Origin of the sequence: Allobosea sp. BE125 (assembly GCF_031456075.1) — a bacterium.
Lineage (GTDB): Bacteria > Pseudomonadota > Alphaproteobacteria > Rhizobiales > Beijerinckiaceae > Allobosea.
The window spans coordinates 77,434-99,297 of sequence record NZ_JAVDTY010000010.1; the positions used below are offsets into that span (position 1 = coordinate 77,434).

At 65.9% G+C, this 21,864-nt stretch carries 24 protein-coding genes; 19 read left to right on the forward strand and 5 right to left on the reverse strand.

Features of this window, described 5'->3' with window-relative positions:
• Window positions 1-112: 112 nt before the first annotated feature.
• Genes J2Y55_RS21140 through J2Y55_RS21155 form a run of 4 tightly spaced genes read left to right on the forward strand, consistent with a single transcriptional unit; the run spans window position 113 to window position 4,045 of the window.
• Window positions 113-799, forward strand: coding sequence for a cysteine hydrolase family protein (locus tag J2Y55_RS21140; protein WP_310157663.1), 687 nt, complete (start codon window positions 113-115; stop codon window positions 797-799).
• A 20-nt stretch (window positions 800-819) separates the two neighbouring features.
• Window positions 820-2,430: a regulator gene (locus J2Y55_RS21145; protein ID WP_310157666.1), complete on the forward strand. Its 1,611-nt coding sequence runs from the start codon at window positions 820-822 to the stop codon at window positions 2,428-2,430.
• A complete protein-coding gene (locus J2Y55_RS21150) occupies window positions 2,427-2,651 on the forward strand; it encodes a DUF4089 domain-containing protein (RefSeq protein ID WP_310157667.1) in 225 nt (74 codons plus the stop codon). Before J2Y55_RS21145 ends, J2Y55_RS21150 begins: the two co-directional genes overlap by 4 nt.
• The gene (locus J2Y55_RS21155) at window positions 2,648-4,045 is read left to right on the forward strand and encodes an AtzE family amidohydrolase (protein ID WP_404978995.1); all 1,398 of its coding nucleotides are present in this window, start codon (window positions 2,648-2,650) and stop codon (window positions 4,043-4,045) included. The genes J2Y55_RS21150 and J2Y55_RS21155 overlap by 4 nt, the downstream gene beginning before the upstream one ends.
• On the opposite strand, the gene J2Y55_RS21160 is transcribed toward J2Y55_RS21155, so the two are convergent.
• The 4 genes from J2Y55_RS21160 to J2Y55_RS21175 form a co-directional block, all read right to left on the reverse strand.
• Window positions 4,042-4,392, reverse strand: coding sequence for an ArsR/SmtB family transcription factor (locus J2Y55_RS21160; RefSeq protein WP_310157669.1), 351 nt, complete (start codon window positions 4,390-4,392; stop codon window positions 4,042-4,044). The genes J2Y55_RS21155 and J2Y55_RS21160 overlap by 4 nt on opposite strands.
• A gap of 23 nt (window positions 4,393-4,415) precedes the next feature.
• Window positions 4,416-4,907 (reverse strand): SRPBCC family protein, encoded by a 492-nt coding sequence (locus tag J2Y55_RS21165; RefSeq protein WP_310157672.1) that lies wholly within the window; start codon window positions 4,905-4,907, stop codon window positions 4,416-4,418.
• 98 nt (window positions 4,908-5,005) lie between these two features.
• Window positions 5,006-5,998, reverse strand: a complete 993-nt coding sequence (mbfA, locus tag J2Y55_RS21170; RefSeq protein ID WP_310157674.1) for an iron exporter MbfA — start codon at window positions 5,996-5,998, stop codon at window positions 5,006-5,008.
• A 153-nt stretch (window positions 5,999-6,151) separates the two neighbouring features.
• The gene (locus J2Y55_RS21175; protein WP_310157677.1) at window positions 6,152-6,898 is read right to left on the reverse strand and encodes a superoxide dismutase; all 747 of its coding nucleotides are present in this window, start codon (window positions 6,896-6,898) and stop codon (window positions 6,152-6,154) included.
• A gap of 203 nt (window positions 6,899-7,101) precedes the next feature.
• On the opposite strand from J2Y55_RS21175, the gene J2Y55_RS21180 reads away from it, so the two are divergent.
• From J2Y55_RS21180 to J2Y55_RS21250, 15 genes are all read left to right on the forward strand, one after another.
• Window positions 7,102-8,004, forward strand: coding sequence for a DMT family transporter (locus tag J2Y55_RS21180; protein ID WP_310157678.1), 903 nt, complete (start codon window positions 7,102-7,104; stop codon window positions 8,002-8,004).
• 97 nt (window positions 8,005-8,101) lie between these two features.
• Window positions 8,102-9,556, forward strand: a complete 1,455-nt coding sequence (locus tag J2Y55_RS21185; protein WP_310157681.1) for a methyl-accepting chemotaxis protein — start codon at window positions 8,102-8,104, stop codon at window positions 9,554-9,556.
• Window positions 9,557-9,629: 73 nt separating this feature from the next.
• The gene (locus J2Y55_RS21190) at window positions 9,630-10,097 is read left to right on the forward strand and encodes a response regulator (RefSeq protein WP_069692561.1); all 468 of its coding nucleotides are present in this window, start codon (window positions 9,630-9,632) and stop codon (window positions 10,095-10,097) included.
• Between the two features lie 114 nt (window positions 10,098-10,211).
• Entirely contained in the window at window positions 10,212-10,526 is a 315-nt protein-coding gene (locus J2Y55_RS21195) for an STAS domain-containing protein (RefSeq protein ID WP_310157684.1), read from the forward strand.
• Between the two features lie 5 nt (window positions 10,527-10,531).
• Window positions 10,532-10,891 (forward strand): response regulator, encoded by a 360-nt coding sequence (locus tag J2Y55_RS21200; RefSeq protein WP_069692559.1) that lies wholly within the window; start codon window positions 10,532-10,534, stop codon window positions 10,889-10,891.
• 9 nt (window positions 10,892-10,900) lie between these two features.
• Complete coding sequence (locus tag J2Y55_RS21205) at window positions 10,901-13,270, forward strand: chemotaxis protein CheA (protein ID WP_310157687.1); 2,370 nt, start codon at window positions 10,901-10,903, stop codon at window positions 13,268-13,270.
• A 2-nt stretch (window positions 13,271-13,272) separates the two neighbouring features.
• Window positions 13,273-13,782, forward strand: a complete 510-nt coding sequence (locus tag J2Y55_RS21210) for a chemotaxis protein CheW (RefSeq protein ID WP_069693956.1) — start codon at window positions 13,273-13,275, stop codon at window positions 13,780-13,782.
• A gap of 87 nt (window positions 13,783-13,869) precedes the next feature.
• Entirely contained in the window at window positions 13,870-15,756 is a 1,887-nt protein-coding gene (locus J2Y55_RS21215) for a methyl-accepting chemotaxis protein (RefSeq protein ID WP_310157695.1), read from the forward strand.
• Between the two features lie 17 nt (window positions 15,757-15,773).
• The gene (locus J2Y55_RS21220; RefSeq protein ID WP_310157698.1) at window positions 15,774-16,619 is read left to right on the forward strand and encodes a CheR family methyltransferase; all 846 of its coding nucleotides are present in this window, start codon (window positions 15,774-15,776) and stop codon (window positions 16,617-16,619) included.
• Window positions 16,616-17,209 (forward strand): hypothetical protein, encoded by a 594-nt coding sequence (locus tag J2Y55_RS21225; RefSeq protein ID WP_069692555.1) that lies wholly within the window; start codon window positions 16,616-16,618, stop codon window positions 17,207-17,209. The genes J2Y55_RS21220 and J2Y55_RS21225 overlap by 4 nt, the downstream gene beginning before the upstream one ends.
• Window positions 17,209-18,294, forward strand: a complete 1,086-nt coding sequence (gene cheB, locus J2Y55_RS21230; RefSeq protein WP_310157703.1) for a chemotaxis-specific protein-glutamate methyltransferase CheB — start codon at window positions 17,209-17,211, stop codon at window positions 18,292-18,294. Before J2Y55_RS21225 ends, cheB begins: the two co-directional genes overlap by 1 nt.
• A gap of 10 nt (window positions 18,295-18,304) precedes the next feature.
• Complete coding sequence (locus tag J2Y55_RS21235; RefSeq protein WP_069692553.1) at window positions 18,305-18,694, forward strand: response regulator; 390 nt, start codon at window positions 18,305-18,307, stop codon at window positions 18,692-18,694.
• Between the two features lie 198 nt (window positions 18,695-18,892).
• Window positions 18,893-19,462, forward strand: coding sequence for a glutathione peroxidase (locus J2Y55_RS21240; RefSeq protein WP_310157705.1), 570 nt, complete (start codon window positions 18,893-18,895; stop codon window positions 19,460-19,462).
• Between the two features lie 167 nt (window positions 19,463-19,629).
• The gene (locus J2Y55_RS21245; protein ID WP_310157707.1) at window positions 19,630-20,559 is read left to right on the forward strand and encodes an N-carbamoyl-D-amino-acid hydrolase; all 930 of its coding nucleotides are present in this window, start codon (window positions 19,630-19,632) and stop codon (window positions 20,557-20,559) included.
• Between the two features lie 113 nt (window positions 20,560-20,672).
• Window positions 20,673-21,311, forward strand: a complete 639-nt coding sequence (locus tag J2Y55_RS21250) for a flavin reductase family protein (RefSeq protein ID WP_310157711.1) — start codon at window positions 20,673-20,675, stop codon at window positions 21,309-21,311.
• 5 nt (window positions 21,312-21,316) lie between these two features.
• On the opposite strand, the gene mog is transcribed toward J2Y55_RS21250, so the two are convergent.
• A complete protein-coding gene (gene mog, locus J2Y55_RS21255) occupies window positions 21,317-21,862 on the reverse strand; it encodes a molybdopterin adenylyltransferase (protein ID WP_310157713.1) in 546 nt (181 codons plus the stop codon).
• Window positions 21,863-21,864 lie beyond the last annotated feature (2 nt).

Genomic DNA, 21,864 nt, shown 5'->3' on the forward strand with positions numbered 1-21,864 from the left:
CATAATCTTACGATTATCCCTCTCGGCGGAGGCCCGCTCGGTCAGGCTCGTTGGCTTTCAGGCATAGCCCTTGCAAAGCCCGTTCCGTTCGCCAGTGACGGGAGCGTTTTCGGTGAGCCGGTCCGAGATTCCAGCCCAGCCTTCTCCACTCAGCGTCGATTTCGCGCGCACCGCGCTCGTGATCATCGACATGCAGCGCGATTTCCTGGAGCCGGGTGGGTTCGGGGCAGCGCTCGGCAATGATGTCTCGCTGCTCGTCGCTGCGGTCGGACCCTGCCAGGCCATCCTGGCCGGTGCGCGCGAAGCCGGCATGTTGGTGATCCATACCCGCGAGGGGCACAGGCCGGATCTGTCGGACGCACCGCCGGCCAAGGTTTTGCGCGGCGATCCGAAGAAGCGTATCGGCGCGGCAGGCCCGATGGGGCGCATCCTGATCCGCGGCGAGGCCGGCCATGACATCGTTCCGGCGCTGGCGCCGCTGGCCGACGAACCGGTGATCGACAAGCCCGGCAAGGGCGCCTTCTACCAGACCGATCTCGACCTGATGTTGCGCAATCGCGGCATCGAGACGCTGCTCGTCACCGGCGTGACGACTGAGGTCTGCGTCCACACCACGGTGCGCGAGGCGAATGACAGGGGCTATCGCTGCCTCGTGCTCGGTGACGCCTGCGCCTCCTATTTTCCGGAATTCCATGCGGTGGGTCTGCGCATGATCGCGGCCCAGGGCGGGATTTTCGGCTGGGTTTCCACGACAGGCGAGGTGCTGGCAGCGCTCGGTGCTGCCAGGCGCCCTGCCTGAGCACAACACAGGAGGGGGCTATGGCGACGGCGACCGCGGCGACGACCTCACCGAAACTCTGGACGCCGGGCGACTGGAACGCCCTGTTCGGCTTCGGCACCAATATCCTGGTCAACCTGCTGGTGTTGACCGGCCTGCTGCAATTCGTGCTGAAGATGCCGGGCGAGATCGTCTTCGGGCGCATCCTGCCGGCGCTTGGGCTGATGATGGCGCTCTCGACCGGGTACTATGCCTGGCTCGCCTACAAGCTGGCGAAGGAGACCGGCCGCGACGATGTCTGCGCGCTGCCCTCGGGCATCAGCGTGCCGCATATGTTCGTCGTCACCTTCGTGATCATGCTGCCGATCGCCTCGATGACCGGCGATCCGGTCAAAGGTTGGGAGGCGGGGCTGGTCTGGGTCTTCTTCCAGAGCTTCATCCTGATGATCGGCGGCTTCATCGCGCCCTATATCCGCAAGATCACGCCGCGCGCGGCGCTGCTCGGCACGCTGGCTGGCGTCTCGATCGCCTTCATCTCGATGCGCCCGGCGCTGGAGATCTTCCTCACGCCGGCGATCGGGCTCACTTGCCTTGCGATCATCCTGGTGAGCTGGTTCGGCGGCGTGCGCTATCCCAGGGGCATTCCGGCGGGCCTTGTCGCCATCGCCTTCGGCATGGTCATCGCCTGGGGTTCGGCGCTGCTGGGGCTCGATGTCGGTGGCTTGAGCCTCGCCAAGCTGGGAGCGGCCTTCTCGACCTTCGGCTTCTCGCTGCCGCTGCCGGCTGTCGACCATGTCTTCTCGGGCTTCAGCTATCTCGGCGTCATCCTCGTCACCGCGATCCCCTTCGGCATCTACGATCTCGTCGAGGCGATGGACAATGTCGAGAGCGCGGAGGCTGCCGGCGACCATTACCCGACGACACGGGTGCTGACGGCCGACGGCGTCGTTAGCCTGATCGGCTGCCTGATGGGCAATCCCTTCATCAACGCGGTCTATATCGGCCATCCCGGCTGGAAGGCGATGGGTGGGCGCATCGGCTATTCCGCTGCGACCGGGCTGATCGTCGTCGTGCTGTGCTGGTTTGGCGTCATCGCACTCTTGCTGGCGCTGATCCCGATCGTCGCGATCTCGCCGATCCTGCTCTATATTGGCATGTTGATCGGCGCGCAGGCCTTCCAGACCACGCCGGTGAGCCATGCGCCGGCGATCGTGCTGGCGCTGACGCCGCATCTTGCCGCCTGGGCCAAGGTGCTGATCGACGGGGCGCTTGGAGCCGCCGGCACCAATGCGGCGGCGGTTGGCATCGACAAGATGGCGAATATGGGCGTGCTCTATCACGGGCTCGAACTGATGGGCGGCGGCGCGATCCTGTCGGGCCTCGTGCTCGGCGCCATCGCCGTCTTCGTCATCGAGAAGCAGTTCCTGCAGGCGGCGGCGTTCGCGGCTGCAGGCGCCGTCCTCACTTATTTCGGGCTGATGCACGGTGAGGCGATCGGCGTCGGCAAGGGGCTCGGCGTCACACCCTCGATCAGCCTCGCCTATGCGATGGTGGCGGGCTTCCTCTATCTCTGCTCGCGCTCGCCGGTTGGGGCCGAGGCGCCCAAGCCGATGATCTCCGAATCGCAGGGCATATTGGAACCGGCCGAATGAGCCAGACGAAACCTGCCTTCGACGCCGCGCGCCATCTCGACGCGATGGCTCCGGCGCTGGGCCTCACGATCACGGAGGCGCAGCGCCCCGGCGTGCTGCAGTTCCTTGGTGTCGCGCATCTGATGTCGGAGATCCTGCGTGCCGCGCCGCTCGACAACGCCTCCTTCGAGCTCGCGCCGGTGTTCCGGCCGGGGCGGACCAGCGACGGAGAGCCTGCGTGAGTTTCGATGCCTTCACGCCGGCCCATCTGATCGCGGCGCAGATCAAGGATGGCGCGATCTCGGCCGAGGCCGTCGTCACCGGCTTCCTCGACCGGATCGCCAGGGTCAATCCGCAGGTCAACGCATTTACCGACGTCACCACTGAGCGGGCTTTGGTGCAGGCGCGCAGGATCGATGCGGCGCGCATTGCGGGCCAGACGCTCGGGCCTTTGGCGGGCGTGCCCTTCGCTGCCAAGAATCTCTTCGACATCGAGGGCCTGCCGACGCGGGCTGGTTCGAAGATCAATCGCGAACGCGCGCCGGCGCCGCGCGACGCCGTGCTGATCGAGCGGTTGAGCGCGGCCGGCGCGGTGCTCGTGGGCGGGCTCAACATGGGCGAATACGCCTATGACTTCACCGGCGAGAATGCCCATGACGGCGCTTGCCGCAATCCGCACGATCTTGCGCGCATGGCCGGCGGTTCGTCGTCAGGCTCCGGTTCCGCAACGGCGGCGGGGCTGGCTCCGCTATCGCTGGGCTCGGACACGAATGGCTCGATCCGCGTGCCGAGTTCGCTCTGCGGTGTCTTCGGGCTCAAACCCACCTATGGCCGTTTGCCGCGCACGCGCAGTTTTCCGTTCTGCGACTCGCTCGACCATCTCGGCCCCTTCGCCCGCGACGTGACCGATCTCGCCCTGGCCTACGACGCGATGCAGGGAGGCGACGCGCATGATCCAGCCTGCGCGCAACGGGCGGTCGAACCGGTGCTGCCGACGTTAATGCATGGCGTCTCGGGCTTACGCATCGCGGTGGCCGGAGGGTATTTCGCGACCGACGGCATGCCGGAGGCCGATGCGGCGGTCAAGGCGGTTGCCGCGGCTCTTGGCGCGACGCGGAATCTGCTGCTGGAGGGGGCAGGCATTGCCCGCGCTGCGGCCTTCCTGATCACCAATGCCGAGAGCGCCGCCTTCCATCTCGAGCGTTTGCGGGCGCGGGCCGATGATTTCGATCCCGAGACGCGTGACCGCTTCCTCGCCGGCGCGATGCAGCCGGCGGCGTGGTACATCCAGGCGCAAGCGGCGCGGCGCTGGTTCCATGACGCGATGATGCGGGTCTTCGCCGATGTCGACCTGATCATTGCCCCGGCGACGCCTTGTCCGGCGCCGGACATCGGCCAGAAGACGCTGAGCTTGCGCGGCGAGACCGTGCCGCTGCGGCCCAATCTCGGCCTGTTCACCCAGCCGATCTCCTGCATCGGCCTACCCGTCGCGGCCGTGCCGGTGTTCGGCGCGGGCCTGCCGATCGGCGTGCAGGTGATCGCCGCGCCCTGGCGCGAGGATTTGTGCCTGCGCGCGGCCTATGCGCTGGCGCAGGCGGGCGTTTGCGAGGCGCGGGCACCGGCTGCGCTCGCTTAAGGCTGCTCAAGCTCGACGAAATCGCGCAGACGCCCAAGAGCCTGATCCCACTGCGCCGAGATCTGGGCAAGGTAAGCGCCCACATCCTCCAGGCGCTCGGTCCGCAGTTCCCAGACCTTGTCGCGTCCGCCGCGCTTGCCGTGCACCAGATCCGCATCCTCCAGCGCGCGAAGGTGCTTTGCGATGGCCTGTCGCGAAAGCCGCGTTGCGGAGGTCAGGCTCATGGTCGACAGCGGCCCGCGGGCGCCCAGCCGCGTGACAATGCCCAGCCGCGTCGGGTCTCCCAAAGCGGCAAAGACGAGGGCATTACGGCCGGCATGGCCTGCGGCTTGATCCGCGATCGACATGATCGGTTTCCTGCGATGGCGGGCTAGGATGCCGACGTGCCGACAAGGTATTTTTTGATCAGCTCAGCCTGCTTCGTCCAGCCTCCATCATTGGCGGTGAAGGCCTCAGCGCGGCGGCTCAGCGGGATGGCGTCGAAGCCGGACTCGCTGATTGTCAGCAGAACGCCATCGGCGACTTCTGCGAGATCAAAAGTGACAAGCGTCATCGGCTCGCTGTCATAGTCGACATCCGGATCGACTGCGTAGGGGTGCCAGCGAAACACGATCGTCCGCATCGGCTCGACGCGATCCACGATGAAGGTGAAGGTCTTGCCTTCATGGGGCTTCTGCATCGCCGCGACCTCGGGATCGACCTGCGTCGGCGTGATCCGCCCGACCAGCCGGGTGCCGGCCACGAACGGCCCGTCGAAGACGACGCCGAACCAGACGCCGAACTGACTGGAATCAGCGATGGCCTGCCAAACGCGTTCGAGCGGTGCGCGGAGATGAACTTTCTTTTCGATGCGATCTGACATCACGAGCAACCTCCTGGTTGCTCGTCAATTAGCAATTGTCGTCCCAACCTGCAACCGTTTGGTTGCTCATTGGCAGGGGCCGTCTCCGCATGCGAGCCTTAAGCCCCGCCGATCAAGATCCCCGCCGCCAGCACCAGCCCGCCGCCGAGCACGACCTGGAAGGCGGCGCGCAGGAAGGGCGTCTCCATGAAGCGGTTCTGGATCCAGACGATGGCCCAGAGCTCGATGAAGACGACGACGAGCGCGATCGCGGTCGCGGTCCAGAAGGACGGGATCAGATAGGGCAAGGCGTGGCCGAGCCCGCCGAGCATCGTCATCATGCCCGAGGCCAGTCCGCGTTTCCAGGGCGCGCCCCGGCCCGAGATCTTGCCGTCGTCATGGGCGGCCTCGGTGAAGCCCATCGAGATGCCGGCGCCGACCGAGGCCGAGAGGCCAATCAGGAAGGTGGTCCAGGGGTTCTGGGTCGCGAAGGCGGTGGCGAAGATCGGCGCCAGCGTCGAGACCGAGCCGTCCATCAATCCGGCAAGGCCGGGCTGGACCCAGGTCAGGATGAACTGGCGCTTGGCGGCCATGTCCTCGTCGGCGCGGGCCTCGCCGCCGAGATGCGTTGCGGTCAGGTCCTGCGCCTTGCTCTCATGCTTGGCTTCGGCCGCCGCCAATTCGCCGAGCAGCTTGCGCGTGTCGATATCGCTCGAACGCCCGGCCGCTGCGACATAGAAGTCGCGGGCCTGGCGCTCCATGTCCTCAGCCTCTTCCCGCATCCGGTCGAGGCCGAGATTCTCGATCAGCCAGACCGGCTTGCGCGTGTAGAAATCAGAGACATGCTCGCGCCTGATCGGCAAGATGAGGTTGCCGAACCGGCGCTGATAGAGGTCAATCAGCCGTCTGCGGTGCTCGTCCTCCTCCTCCGCCATGCCATCGAAGATCGCGGCCGAGGCGGCATAATCGGAGCGCAGCTTCTGCGCATAGATCGCATAGATGCGGCCATCCTCCTCCTCGGAGGAAATCGCCAGGGCGAGGATTTCCTTCTCCGACAGATCGTCGAAGCGGCGTTTGCCGGTGAGGCCGGGCAGGGAGAAGCGTGAGAGCATGTGAGATCTCTAGTTTAGAATAATTCTAGATTAGAGTCCTCCGGGCTGATGTGCAAGGGGCATGACGATGTCTGGCGGGGAGCAGCCGGAACCCGGACAAAAAAAGGCCCGGCCTTTCAGCCGGGCGTGATGGTGTCGGAAAGCGGTGCGCGCTCAGACGGTCAGCTTGCCGGCCTTGGCGGCGGCGTAGCGCTCATTGACCTTGGCCCAGTTGACCACGTTCCACCAGCTTTTCAGGTAGTCGGCGCGGCGGTTCTGGTACTTCAGGTAATAGGCGTGCTCCCAGACATCGTTGCCGAGCAGGACCATATGCTTGTCCATCAATGGGCTGTCCTGGTTCGGTTTGCCGAGCAAGGCGAGCTTGCCGTCGGCGCCGACCGTGACGAAGACCCAGCCCGAGCCGAAGACGCGCAGGCCCGCCGCCTCGAAATCGGCCTTGAACTTGTCGAAGCCGCCAAGATCCTTGGTGATCGCGGCCGCGACGTCTCCGGTCGGTGCGCCACCGGCATTCGGGCCCATGACCTCCCAGAACATGGTGTGGTTGGCATGGCCGCCGCCGGCATTGCGGATTGCGGTGCGGGCCGCTTCGGGAACCGAGCCGATATCACCGAGCAGTTTGTGGAGGGGTGTCGAGGCGACGACGCCGTGGTCCTTGGCAACGGCATTAAGGCCGGCGACATAGGCGGCGTGGTGGCGGGTGTAGTGGATGTCCATCGTCGTGGCGTCGATATTGGGTTCGAGCGCGTTGGTCTCGTAAGCGCGCTTGGGCAATGAGAAGGGGCCAGCCGGAGCCGCCGGCGCCGCGGCCTGGGCCCAGACCCTGGGGGCGGCCGAGACAGCGATGGCGGCCGCGCCGAAGCCGAGCAGCGAGCGGCGGGAAAACGAAGTCGCGTTGGTCATGAGATCCTCCATGGGCCGATTGGCTTGCTGGCTCGGCCTTGCCTTTACGTTATGCACGCAACAGTTCTGCGGATGCAGAGGGGGGCGTTCAAAAATTTGCGGTGCTGGCGGTTTTCCGGAACACCTCATCTGCTGCTTTTTCTGCACATGGCGCAGACGACTTCGCATGACGGCCGGCACCGCGTCTCTGCCATAATCGTGGCATGAGTTCGACCAACGCCCGCACGCTCCTTCTCGTTCCCTTGCTCGGCCTGCTCTGGGGCTTCAACTGGCCCTCCGTCAGGATATCGCTCAGCGAGATCGCACCCTGGACGCTTCGTGCCGGCGGCATGACCTTCGCGGGATCGACGCTGGTCGCCGTTGCACTTTTGCGCGGCCAATCGCTGCGCGTGCGGCGCCCGGAATGGCCGCGCTTGCTGCTGGCGGGGTTCCTCTCGATTGCAGCCTTCAACGTCCTGCTCGCCTTTGCGCAATTGATGGCGCCGACTTCGCGCGCCGCGATCCTGACCTTCACCATGCCGATCTGGGCAACGCTGCTGGCGCGGCTCTGGCTGGGCGAGGCGCTCGACCGGCGCAAGTTGCTCGGGCTCGCGCTCGGCATAGCCGGGCTCGCGTCGCTGGGGCTGCCGCTGATCCGTGGCGGCGGGCTGACGCTCGGCCTGCTGTTCGCGTTGATCGCCGCCCTGAGCTGGGCCCTGGGTACGATCGTGACCAAGCGCTGGCCGGTCTCGGCGCCAGCCCTGACGGTGGCCGCCTGGCAGCTCCTGATCGGCGGGGCGGTCGCCGCGCTCGGGATGTTCGTCTTCGAGGGGTTGCCGGTGCCCAAGATGCTGGCGCCGCGCACATTCGCGGCCTTGAGCTTCCACATCCTGGGCGCGCAGGCCTTGGCCTATTTCCTCTGGTTCACCGTGATCGCGCGATTGCCGGCGGGTATCGCCAGCATCGGCACCCTGATGGTTCCCGCCGTCGGCGTGCTCGGCTCGGTCGTGTTGCTGGGCGAGCGGCCGAGCCCGAGCGACTGGCTCGGCCTCGTGCTGGTGGTGGCCGCCTCGGGCACGATCCTGCTGCCGGCGCGACCGCTGGCCGGCCTCAAGGCGGCGCGATGAGCGATGGTTCCCGACCCGTTTTCTCGCATTAACGGCAGGTTTACGACGTTTCGTTACGGTCTGGGCGGACATCCCACGACCGAGGGTCACCCCCGCCATGCATGCGCTCGCTCTGAAGGCCCCCGAGCCGGCCAATGAGGATGCACAGCATGAGGCTGGAGCCGCGCATGCCGTGCGCGAGATCTCGGAGCGCTTCGGCAAGCTCGGCGTCGAGATCACCGATATCGCCGGGCGCATCGGCGATGTGACGGGCCAGCTCGAGGGGCAAGCCGAAGGGCTGCACCGCGTCGTCAGCGCCGTCGAGCAGGTCTCGCGCGCCAATCGCGCCATCCAGCAGGCGGCGGAAGGGGCGCAGGAGACGGCGTCCGTGGTCAGGAGCGGGCTGGAGCGCGTCACCGGCGCAGTCAGGGTCGGGCTCAACGCGGCGCAATCGGATATCGAGGCGCTGTCGCATGGCGCGCAGGCGATGTCGCAGGCTCTGGCCGAGGCGGTCTCCGACGCCCATAAGGTCAGGGTGTCGAGCGACGCTATCCAGTCGATCACCCGCGAGATCCAGCTGCTTTCGGTGAATGCCGGCGTCGAGGCGGCGCGCAGCGGTACGGCCGGGCGCGGCTTTGCCGTCATCGCGGCTGCGGTGAAGCAACTGGCCGAGCAGACTCGCGACGCTACCGCGCTGAGCGCCAAGCAGCTCGACATACTGGTCAAATCGGTCGACCAGCTCGCGCGCAGGAGCCAGGAGAATGCCCAGACCGCGCGCCGCGCCAGCGAGGGGAGCCAGAGCATCGCGCTGCAGGTCGGGGAGCTCGACAGTTTCGGCCGCTCGGTCGTCAAGCTGATCAGCGACATCGACGCGATCTCGAACCCGACGCGCGAGAATGCCGTCGCCTGCGCCAAGGTCGGCGAGGATCTGACGGCGTTGGTCGCCGGGGTCGATCAGTCGAGCGAGAACCTCGATCGCGCGGCGCAGCGCACCACCTCACTCGTCTCGATCAGCGAGGCGATCCTGGGCGCCATCGCCGCGTCCGGCGTGCGCACCGCGCAATCGGAATTGATCGCGACCGCGATGGAGACGGCCGGGCAGATCGGGGCCTTGTTCGAGCAGGCGCTGGCGCGTGGCGAACTGACGATGGCGGATCTGTTCGACGAGAGCTACCGGCCGATCGCCGGCTCGGACCCGCTGCAGCATATGACGCGCTTCGTCGGGTTGACCGACCGCATCCTGCCGCCGATCCAGGAGCCGCTGCTGGCCTCGAACCGCCGCATCGTGTTCTGCGCGGCGGTCGATCGCAACGGCTTCCTGCCGACGCATAACCAGAAATACTCGCAACCCCAAGGGCGTGACACGGTCTGGAACAACGCCAATTGCCGCAACCGGCGCATCTTCGCAGACCGCACCGGCTTGGCTGCGGCGCGCAACCAGAAGCCGTTCCTGCTGCAGACCTATCGGCGCGACATGGGCGGCGGCCAGTTCCTGGTGATGGAGGATCTCTCGGCCCCGATCCGGGTCAAGGGCCGCCATTGGGGCGGGTTCCGTTTCGGGCTCAGCGTTTGAGGTAGGTGAGTTCTGGCTGCCGGCGCCGTTGCGCCGCGGTCATCGTGTTGAGTGAGTGAATCGAGCAAGCGTCATGCATATCGCGCCGTCTTTCCCGAATCTCTCCGTCCTGCTGATCGATGCGAGCCCGCATTATCGGCGCATCATCCGTACGATGATGTATCAGGCGCAGCTCCACCGCATCTTCGAGGCGTCCGACCTGTCGTCTGCGGCAACGATGTTCATCCAGAAGCAGCCCAACATCGTGATTCTGGATTGGGACCTGCCCGATTCCGGCAGCATGAAATGCCTCGCCTCGATCCGCTCCTTCAAGACTTCGCCCTTCGCCAAGGCGCCGGTGTTGGTGATGATGGAGCGTCCGGACCGGCGCTCGGTCGTCCACGCCGCCAAGCTTGGCGCGCACGAGATCATCAACAAGCCGATCTCGCCCAACAACCTGTGGCTCCACCTGTCGGGAATCATCAACATCCCGCGGAAATACAAGGAGCAGAACGGCAGCATCTCACTCGTACCGCGCGCGATCAGCAATAACATGTTCTGAGGGTTGCAGGCCGAGGCGTTGCCAACTGCCGGCGGACGCCGAAAAGGCCTTAGAAACGCCCAAAAGATTGACGCATCGCGAGCAGGTTAGCGAAGTTTTTACCAATGAGACGCGATGCTCAGCGGCACATTCATGGGTCGCGCCGCCGTGGTCATCACCGTCTCCCTACCTCCCTTCCTGGGTCGCTCCGAAGCAGCTGCCTTCCGCAACCAGTTGCTGGTTGCGCTGGAGCAGAAGGAAAGCGTCGCCGTCGAATGCGCGGAGGCCGGTCCTTTCCCAAGCCTCTGGGTGCAATTGCTGCATTCCGCCGCGCTCAGCGCCAAGGCGCGCGGTCTCTCGGTCTCCCTCAAGGCGGCTTCCGAGGAATGCCGCAAATCCCTGCAGGCGATCGGGTTCGACCCCGCTCGAAGCGCTCTCGTTCTGGAGTGATATGGATGAAGATCCTGGCTATCGACGACACCAAGACCCTGCTCAGCCTGCTCTGCTTGACGCTGCGCAATGCCGGCCATGAAGTGGCTGCCGCGGAGAATGGCGAGGAGGGGCTGACCACCTTCGACAAGTTCAAGCCGGATCTGGTGATCACCGACCTCAACATGCCGTTGATGGACGGCATCGAGTTCACCCGGGCCTGCCGGGCCAGGCCGGCCGGGCAGAACACGCCGATCATCGTGTTGACCACCGAGAACGGCGCCGAGATCAAAGCGGAAGGCCGTCGCGCCGGCGCCAGCGCCTGGATGGTCAAGCCATTCGAGCCTACGACCCTGCTCGGCCTCGTCGCCCGCTATCAGAACTGAGGCTGGCTGATGGACCCGTTGGCGGAACTCAAGCAGACCTTCTTCCAGGAGTGCGAAGAACTCCTGGGCGCGCTGGAACAGAAGCTCCAGGCTCTCGATGAGGGATCGACCGATCCCGAGGACGTTAACGCCGCCTTCCGCGCCATCCACTCGATCAAGGGCGGGGCCGGCGCCTTCGGCTGCACCGAGCTTGTCGCGTTCGCGCATGTCTTCGAGGCCTCGCTCGATCATTTGCGCTCGGGCCGCGTTGCGATCGAGGATGCGCCGTTCTCCCTGTTCCTGCGCTGCTCGGACGCTGTCGCCGATCTCGTTTCCGCCGCTCGCAACGACGAGGTCGCCACTGCGCGCCCCGATCTGCTGGAAGCGCTGGAGCGGGTCGGCCAGGCGCCGAAGCCCGCCGCCTCCGCACCTGCTGCCGCCGCGCCCGAACCCGCCAAGACTGAACCCGCAAAGGCTGAAGCTGCAAAGCCGGCGGCTGCCAAACCAGCGCCCGTCGCCGCCGATGACGCTCCTCCCGGCATTGCCGCGCTCGGCAATCTGCTCGCCATGGTCGAGGCAAAGACCGGCGTCGCTGCCCCGCGCGCAGATGACGGCTGGGACGACGAGCCGGCCGCAGCCGCGCCGCCCCCCACCGACAAGCCCGGCCGCGATCTCTGCCTGCGGATCAGCCCGGAATCGGATCTGTTTCGCCGCGTCATCGAGCCGCGCGTCGTGCTGGGTTCGCTGCCCGCCGAGGATATCGTTTCGGTAGTCTGCGATCTGAGCCAGGTGCCGATGCTGGAGACGCTCGACGTCACCGATTGCCATATGCGCTTCGTCGTGACGCTGCGCACCGAGCTTTCGGTCGAGGATATCTACAGCCGCTTCGACTTCACGCTCGCCGCCGAAGAGTTCGAGATCGAGACGCTCTCGCCGCCTGCCGCGAATGACGACGCCGAGCCGGCCGAGGAGGCTCCCGCCGCGCCGGAGGCCGAAGTCTCGGCCAATGTCGCCGCCGACCTCTCTGCGATCCTCGCCAGGCTGGGGCCGGCTCCGACCAGCGCGCCGGAACCCGATATCCAGCCGACCGCCACACCTGTCGCAGCCCCGGTCCAGGCCATTGCGGAGGCTGCTCCGGCGCCCTCCAGGGCACCGGCGGCGCGAGCACCCGCCAATGATGCGGCCGCCGCGCGCCAGCGCCAGGCCGTCAGCGTGCGTGTCGATCTCGACCGCATCGACAAGCTGATGAACCTCGTCGGCGAGATCGTCATCACCCAGTCCATGCTGGTCGAATGCGTGCGTTCGCTACCCTATGACGTCCACGCCAAGACGGCCGAAGGCATCCTGACGCTGTCGCGCCAGACGCGCGAATTGCAGGACCATGTCATGGCGGTCCGCGCCCAGCCGGTCAAGGCCGTGTTCCAGCGCATGCCGCGCCTTGTGCGCGAACTGGCGCAGACGCTCGGCAAGGAAGTGAAGCTCGTTCTCGAAGGCGAGAACACCGAGGTCGACAAGACGATCATCGAGGAACTCGCCGATCCGCTGACCCATATGATCCGCAACTCGATGGATCACGGGCTGGAGACGCCGGAAGATCGCATCGCCGCCGGCAAGAACCCGGAGGGCACGATCAAGCTCGTCGCGGAGCATCGCGCCGGGCGCATCGTGATCTCGGTCACCGATGACGGGCGCGGCATCGGGCGCGACAAGCTGCTCGCCAAGGCGAAATCACGCGGGCTCGTCGGACAGGACGAAAAGCTGGCGCCGGAGGAGATCGATCAGCTGATCTTCGCTGCCGGGCTCTCGACCGCCGAAGTCATCAGCGACGTCTCCGGGCGCGGCGTCGGCATGGACGTGGTGCGCCGCAACGTCGAATCGCTCGGTGGCCGTATCTCGGTGGATTCCGAACCGGGCAGGGGCTGCAAGTTCACGCTCGCCTTGCCGCTGACCTTGGCGGTGCTGGAAGGCATGGTCATCCGCTGCGGCGACGACCGCTACGTCATCCCGATCGCCAGCGTGATCGAGACGCAGCATCTCGCCTCGACGCCGATCGAGCATCTCACCTTCGGCCAGGAGGTGCTGCGCTGGCGCGGCGAAGTCACGCCGCTGCACCGGCTCGGCGCTGTCATGGGCTCGACCGGCACGCCCAACGAGAACATCATCATCATCGCCGAGACCGAACGTGGCGATAATGTCGGCATTGCGGTCGACGAGATCGTCGGCCAGCAGCAGGTCGTGGTGAAGAGCCTCGAAGGCAATTACGGCACGGTCAACGGCGCCTCTGCCGCGACCATCCTCGGAGACGGCCTCGTCGCGCTCATTCTCGACGTCGACTCGATGCTACGCCTCGCCGCGACCAGCGGCCGCCCACCTGTTCCCGCACTGAAAATGGCTGGATGATCATGACCCTTCAACTCGGCGAAAAGCATTTCTCGTCGGCGCAGCCGGAATCGGCGGTGCGCCGCATCGTCACCTTCAAGGTCGGCGACCGGACCTTCGGCATCGATGTCGGCATGGTGCGCGAGATCAAGGGGTGGCAGGCGACGACGCCGCTGCCGCATGCGGCGCCTCATGTGCGCGGCGTACTCAATCTGCGCGGCGTGATCCTGGCGGTCTACGACCTGCGCACCTCGATCGGGCTCGGCCTCACCGATGCGACGGCGACCCATGTCATCGTCGTCGTCGACATCGAGGACAAGGTCGCGGGCCTGCTGGTCGACTCGGTCTCCGACATCGTCGACGTCCCGGTCAGCGCGGTTCGCCCGGCGCCCGATCTTGAGCGCGATGAGCACGGCCTGATCGAAGGCCTCGTCCTGCTCGACACCGATATCGTCGCCTTGCTCGATCTCGCGGCGGTGATCCGCGACGGCGGTACCGAGGGCGCGATGGCAAAGGCGGCCCGCGCCGCCTGAGATAGGTCCACTTCCGGAAAGGGTTGCGTTCAGCGTCAGGAAGAACCGCACATCACAGAACCGTACGCCAAGACAGAAACGATAAAAATGGGCAGTTCCCTCGGTTCCCTTTCCAGACTGTCGGTCAGGCTGCCGCTCATGGTCGTCGGCGCGGTCTTCATTGCAGGTGGAGCGGTTGGCGCCTGCGTCTGGCAGGTGGCAGGCGGCATGCTCGCCGCAGCGTCGCCCCAGATCCTGACATCGAGCTCGATCACGCTCTGCGTCGTCGCGCTGCTCGGCTGGCTGCTCGCCTATCGGGCCCAGCGCCCGATCGCGGCAATCCGCGATGCCGCGGTCGCGATCGCCGAAGGCGAGGACACGGTGATCCTCGGCCTGCAGCGCCGCGACGAGATCGGCGAGATCGGTCGTGCGCTCAAGACCATCCATGACAAGGCGATCGAATCCGCTCGCATCCGGGCCGCGCTCGATGGCTGCCGCACCAATGTCATGGTCTGCGACGCCGAGGATCGTGTCGTCTACGTCAACAGTTCGCTGCTCAAATTCTTCACCGGGGCGCAGGACGACTTCCGCATCGCCTTCCCGGGTTGTTCGGCCAAGGACATGCTCGGCAAGGTCATGGAGAGCGTGCGCAGCCAACCTGCCCTCGCGCATACCGGTCAGGGTGCCATTCGCTTCGCGCTCGGCCGGCGCACCGTCTCGCTTTCGCTGACCTCGGTGATGCATGCCAATGGGCGCCGCTTCGGCACCGCAGTCGAATGGCTCGAGCTCACCGACGAACTCGCGGCTTCGGCCGAGGTCGCCGACATGGTCTCGGCTGCCGCTGGCGGCGATTTCTCGCGCCGTGTTCCGCTGGCCGGCAAGCCCGAGGCGCTGATGCGGATCGCCGAGGGCATCAACAGCATCAATGCGCTCGTCGAGGATGCGGTCGGCGAATTCGCCGGCGTGCTCGGCGGATTGTCCGAGGGCGACCTGACGTCGCGCGTGCAGGGTGCCTATCGCGGCCGCTTCGGCGAGCTGAAGCAGAGCCTGAACGGCACGATGGAGCATCTTGCCCAGACCGTCGCGACGATCCAGGCGACAGCCGCCCATGTCTCGCGCGCTGCGCTGGAGATCAATGCCGGCGCCGGCGACCTTGCCCAGCGCACCGAGCAGACGGCGGTCAATCTCGAGGAAACGGCAGCGACGACGGAACAGCTCGCGGCTTCCGTGAAGCAGAGCGCGGCACGCTCGCGTGAGGCGACGGACCTCGCCAGCGAGGCGATGGGCGTCGCTGAGGACGGCAAGGCCGTCGTCTCCAAGACGGTGGGTGCGATCGAGCGGATCGAGGATTCGTCGGTCAAGATTTCCGAGATCGTCTCCGTCATCGAAGGCATCGCCTTTCAGACCAATCTGCTGGCGTTGAACGCAGCCGTCGAGGCGGCGCGCGCCGGCGACGCCGGCAAGGGCTTCGCGGTGGTGGCATCGGAAGTCCGCTCGCTCGCCCAGCGTTCCAGCCAGGCTGCCAAGGATATCAAGACCCTGATCGCGAGCTCGAACGAGCAGGTCGGGGAGGGCGTGCGGTTCGTGCGCTCGACCGGCGAGGCGCTGGACCGGATCGTCACGGCTGCCGGCAAGGTCTCCGCGACCATTGTCGAGATTTCGTCGGCCACCGCCGAGCAGGCGCATGGCATCGGGGAAATGAGCCAGACCGTCGCGCATATGGACGAGACGACGCAGGCGAACTCGGCACTGGCCGAGCAGAGTGCGACCTCGGCCGGCGAACTCATGGAGCAGATCGCGACGTTGAAGAACCTCGTCGCGTTTTTCCAGACGGAGACGGCCCCGCGGTTCGGCGGAGTGCAGGTCAGGGCAGAGCCGGCGCACCTGCCGCGCCGTGCCGAGACGCGCCGGTCGGAGCCCACTCCGTCGCAGAAGATGGCGCTTCGTCGTCGCGTGGCAGGCGGCGGTCGCGCCGAGGAATGGTCGGAATTCTAGTGTCGAGGTCCAACACCATGCTCGCCCCCCAAGCCTTCGCCGACGCGACATTGACGCGCGACGACATGGGCTTCATCGCCAAGCTCGTCTACGAGCATGCCGGCATCGTCATCCGCGAGCATAAGGAGGCGATGACGCGTGGGCGGCTGGCGCGTCGCGTCAAGGCGCTGGGGCTGGGCTCGGTCGCCGAATACTGCGCTTTCCTGAAAACGCCGGGCGCCGTCTCCGAGATCCCCGAGCTGATCAATGCGGTGACCACCAACCACACCGCGTTCTTCCGCGAGCGGCATCATTTCGACCATCTGCGCAAGGATGTGCTGCCGAAATTGCTGCAGGAGCGCAGCGGGCGGCGCGGGCGTATCCGGATCTGGTCCTCGGCCTGTTCCTCGGGCGAGGAGCCTTACAGCATCGCGGCGACCTCGCGCGACGTGCTGGGCTCGCGCAGCGATGTCGACTTCCGTATCCTGGCGACCGACATCGACACCGATATCCTGGAGCGGGCGGAGGCGGGGCTCTATCCGAGCGAATTGTTCGAGCGGCTGCCGTCCGACGTCAAGCCGCTGCTCAAGCTTGAGGCTGCGGCCAGGGGCGAGGCGCGCATCAGCGAGGATTTGCGCCGGCTGATCGCATTCAAGCGGCTCAACCTGATCGAGAAATGGCCGATGGGCGGGCCGTTCGACGTGATCTTCTGCCGCAATGTCTTCATCTATTTCGACACCCAGACCAAGGCTTCGATCCTTGATCGCTTCGTCGCGCTGCTGGCGCCGGGCGGCTTCCTCTATCTCGGCCATTCGGAATCGCTCCCGCAGCCGCATCCCCAGCTCCGGCTGATCGGCCGCACCATCTATGAGAGAACAGCATGAGTGTTGCCCGGGCCTCTCGTCGTTATTTCGACCCGCGCTTCGAGGCGACGATCATCACGGTCGCGCCAGGCGAGCACGAGATCACCGCCGCCAAGGACGAGATCGTGGCGACCGTACTCGGCTCCTGCATCTCGGTGTGCATGCGCGATCCCCAAGTCGGGGTCGGCGGGCTGAACCATTTCCTGCTGCCGAAGAACAATGGCGGTTCGGACACCAATGCCGGTGAGCGTTATGGCGACACCGCCATGGAGGTTCTGATCAACGGCCTGCTCAAGCGTGGCGCCAGGCGCGGCAATCTCGAAGCCAAAGTCTTCGGCGGGGCGCGCGTGCTCTCGGGCGCGACCATGCTGGCGATCGGTGACGGCAACATCGCCTTCGTTAATGAGTTTCTGAGGGTGGAGGGGATTCCCGTGGTGTCCAAGGACGTCGGCGGCACGCGCTCGCGCCGTATCCATTACCAGCCTTCGACCGGTCGGGCCTGGGTGCAGCATGTGCAGCCGAGCACGCGCGACAGCGAGCACGAGCAGGAAGTCGCTTATCTCAATCGCCTCAAGACTCAACCCGTGGCTGGTGAAGTGGAGATCTGGTGATGAGCACGCTGACCACCCCCGGCGGCCCGGTGAAAGTCCTCGTCGTCGACGATTCCGTACTGATGCAGAAGCTGATGACGCAGATCATCGATTCCGCGCCCGGCTTCAAGGTGATCGGCGTCGCCGGCAGCGCCGAGGAAGGCTGGGATGCGATCCAGGAATTGCGGCCCGACGTCCTGACGCTCGATCTTGAATTGCCAGGTCGCCACGGCCTCAAGCTGCTGGCCCGTGTGCTCAAGCAGGACCCGTTGCCGGTGCTGATCGTCTCGGCTTTCGGAGGGCCAGGCGCAGACAACACCATCCAGGCGCTGGAGCTCGGCGCGATCGACTTCATCGAGAAGCCCGACGGCACGACGCATACGCTCGAAGGCTTCATGAAGCATCTGGTCGCGGCGCTGTCGCGGGCCTCGGTGAGCCGGCGCATGTTCGCAGCCCGGCGCGAGGCTGCGCCCGCGCGTCCGGTGCTGGCGCGCGAGCCGGCCCGCGGCGGACGCACTTCGCTGATCGCGATCGGCGCCTCGACCGGCGGCGTGCCGGCCGTCCAGGTGGTGATGCGGGACCTCGCGCATCTGCGCATCCCTGTCGTCGTGGTGCAGCATATGCCGCCGGGCTATACCGCGAAATTCGCGGCGCGCCTGGCGACGGCGACGGGGCTCGATGTCCGCGAGGCTGCGGATGGCGACAAGCTGAAACCCGGCATGGCGGTGGTCGCACCCGGCGGGCCGCGCCATCTCGAGATCGAGGAGCGTCGGGGCGAACTCGTCTGTGTCCTGCGGGAAGGACCGTTGGTCAGCGGCCACAGCCCTTCCGTCGACGTGATGTTCCATTCGGTGGCGCGCAGCCTCGGCCAGCATGCGGTCGGCATTCTGCTTACCGGCATGGGCCGCGATGGCGCTGACGGTTTGTTAGCCATGCGTAAAGCTGGTGCGGAGACGTTAATCCAAAGTGGGGAAACCTGTGTGGTAAACGGGATGCCGAAAGCGGCCTACGAGTTGGGAGCCGCCGACAGAGTGGTGCCGCTGGATCAGATCGGTGCCGCTGTCGGCAACCTGATCGGCGAGCGACCGCATCTGCGCACCGCGTGAGGAGAGCGTGATGAAGGCGAGAAGCGACTACAGGATCCTCGTGGTCGATGATCAGAAGAGCATGCGCGGGCTCGCGACGTATTTTCTGAAGCAGATCGAATTCCAGGACATCGACGAGGCCGAGAATGCCCGCGAAGCCCTGATGAAGATGCAGAGCAAGCGCTACGATCTGCTGCTGCTCGACTGGAACATGGACGGCATGAGCGGCATCGACCTGCTGCGTGCGATCCGTTCGGTGCCGGAGCTGAACCAGATCAAGATCATCATGGCGACCTCCGAGCGCTCGGTCGACAAGATGGACGAGGCGACCACCAACGGCGCCGACCACTATGTGGTGAAGCCCTATGAGTTGCGCGACCTTGAAGTCCGCGTGAAGAAGGTTCTGTCGCTGAGTTCATAATCGCGCCGCGGCTCGACACATCACCTATTCCAGCGCCCCGAGCCGCAAGGCTGCGGGGCGCATCCGTATTGGGCTACCGTGCGTAGACGCAGGAATGGAACCTATCCTGCTCTCACTCTTTGATGAGAGACCGATTCAGATTTCAGATGGGATCGCGTGATTCCATCTGAAATCGTCGGGCTCTACGGGAGATCGCATATGTCGCTGCTGCGCCGGGAGGTACTGGGGCTGATCGCAGGTGCGGTTGCAGCGCCAGGTTTCATCGATTCGGCGGGCGCGCAGAGCCAGGCGAATGCCTATGGTTTTTCGTTCGACCAGCCTGGTGGTCGCCGGCTCGCATTGTCGGCCTATCGCGGTCATCCGATCCTGATCGTCAATACGGCGACTCAATGCGGCTTTGCCGGGCAGTTCGCGACGCTGCAACAGCTCTGGCAGCGCTATTCCGGACGTGGCTTGATGCTGATCGCGGTGCCGAGCAATGATTTCGGTGGGCAGGAGCCGCTGGAAGGCGAGGCGATCGCCGAGGCAGCGCTGCAGAGCTATGGCGCGACCTATGCGTTCGCCGAGAAGTGCAGCGTGCGCGGCCCAAACGCGCATCCGTTCTATCGCTGGGCTGCGGCGCAGCGCCCGGCCGAGACGCCGAGCTGGAATTTCCACAAATATCTGGTCGGCCGCGATGGCGAGCTGGTCGGCGGCTTTTCAAGCGGTACCGATCCGATCGGCCCGCAGCTCGTGCGTGCGATCGGCCAGGAGTTGCAGGCGGCCTGAGCAAAGGTCCGGCATGGTCCCGCGGGTTTGGCATCGTTTTCGCTTGGCCCCCTTGCGTCGCGCCGTCTTGGCGCAAGCGCGTGTCGGCGCAAGGATGGCGCCGTCATCGCCATCCAGACGCAACCCCTCCGGCAAAGCCTGCCTTAGATTTCTGATACCGAGGTTCCATGTCCCGTATCCTGACCGTCGCCGCCGCCCAGCTCGGGCCGATCCAGAAAGCCGAGGGCCGCGACATCGTCGTCGCCCGGATGATCGCGCTGATGGATGAAGCCAAGGCGAAAGGCGCCGAGCTGATCATCTATCCGGAGTTGGCGCTGACCACCTTCTTCCCGCGCTGGCATCACGAGGACCGGGCCGAGGCTGATCATTGGTTCGAGGCTGCGATGCCGAACCCGGCGGTGCAGCCGCTGTTCGACCGGGCACGCGAGCACGGCATGGGGATGAGCTTCGGCTATGCCGAACTCACGCCGGAAGGCCGGCATTTCAACACCTCGATCCTGGTCGATCGTGAGGGCGCGATCATCGGCAAATACCGCAAGATCCATCTGCCGGGCCATGTCGAGTTCGATCCCGAGCGCGCGCATCAGCATCTCGAGAAGCGCTATTTCGAGCCGGGCGATCTCGGCTTTCCGGTCTGGCGGATGATGGGCGGACTGTTGGGCATGATGATCTGCAACGACCGGCGCTGGCCCGAGAGCTATCGTGTCATGGGCCTTCAGGGCGTCGAGATGGTGGTGCTCGGCTTCAACACGCCATCGGTCAATTCGCAGAAGGCCGGCGAGGGCATGGCGCAGCGGCTGTTCCATCACCGGCTCTCGGTTCAGGCCGGGGCCTATCAGAATGCGACCTGGGTCGTCGCTGTCGCCAAGGCTGGCAACGAGGACGGCCACCACTGCATGGGCGGTACGCTGATCGTGAACCCTGACGGCGAGATCGTCGCGGAGCTGGAGGGCGAGGCGGATGGCGTCATCGTCCATGCTTGCGACCTGGACGACACCCGCTTCGGCAAGGAGACGATCTTCGACTTCAAGCGCCATCGCCGCATCGAGCATTACGGGCCGATCACTGCGCAGGTCGGCGTGATCGAGCCGAAGTAAGGCTCGCCCCTCGTCCATTTCCTCGCGTCATCCCGGCGCTCAGCTTCGCTTCGGCCAGGATGACGGCGAGGGGACGACTATTCCACTCCATGGCATTTCGACCGGATCGCCGAATGACCGACTTCACCGCTGCCTTTGCCGATCTCGAACCGCGCGAGCGCTACAAATTGCTCTGCGCCAGCGTGACGCCGCGCCCGATCGCGCTCGTCACCTGCGTTTCGCCCGATGGCGTCGTCAACGCGGCGCCGTTCAGCTTCTTCAACGTCTTCTCGGAGGATCCGGCCCTGGTCGTGCTCGGCCTGCAGCACGGGCCGGGCAACCACCCCAAGGACACCACCCGCCACATCGCGGCGGCTGGCGAATTCGTCGTCAACCTGGTCGATGAGGGGTTGGCGGAAGCGATGAACATCTGCGCTATCGATTTCCCGCCTGAGGTCAGCGAGATCGACGCGGCGGGGCTTTCGCTGCTGCCGGGCGTCAGCGTCGCCGTGCCGCGCATTGCGGAAGCGCCCTTCGCACTGGAATGCCGCAAGCAGGTTTCGCTCGCCTTCAGCCCGACGCGGGAATTGCTGATCGGCGAGGTCGTCCGCATCCATGCTCGCGCGGGGCTCGTCGACCCCAAGACGCTGCGGGTCAGTATGAGCGACTACAAGCCGGTCGGCCGCATGTTCGGCGACGGCTATTCGCGCCAGAACGATCGCTTCGACCTCAGGCGCGACAATTGCGCCAACTGGCTGGCGAAGCAGGGCTGAGCCCGTCAGGCCTTGGGCTTCTGCCCCGGCCGAAAAGCCACGATCACCGCCGGGTCGGTCTCCAGATAGGGGCCCTCGATCAGATCGATGCAGTAGGGGATCGCCGGCATCACCGCGTCGAGGCATTCGGCGATGGCGCGTGGGCGGCCGGGCAGGTTGACGATCAGCGACTTGCCGCGAATGCCGGCGGTCTGGCGCGACAGGATCGCGGTCGGCACCTTGGCGAGGCTGACCTGGCGCATCAATTCGCCGAAACCGGGCATCGGCTTCTCGATGACGTCCTCGGTTGCCTCGGGCGTGACGTCGCGCGGAGCGGGGCCCGTGCCGCCGGTGGTGACGATCAGGCAGCAGCCCTCTTCGTCGGCCAGCGTTTTCAGCGTGTCGGCGATCAGCTTGCGGTCGTCGGGAATGACGCGGGCGACCGGCGTCCATGGGCTCGTCAGTGCCCTGGCGAGATAGGCCTCGATGGCGGGGCCGCCCTCATCGGCATAGATGCCGGCCGAGGCACGGTCGGAAACCGTGACGATGCCGATCCTGATATCCGTGCTCATGT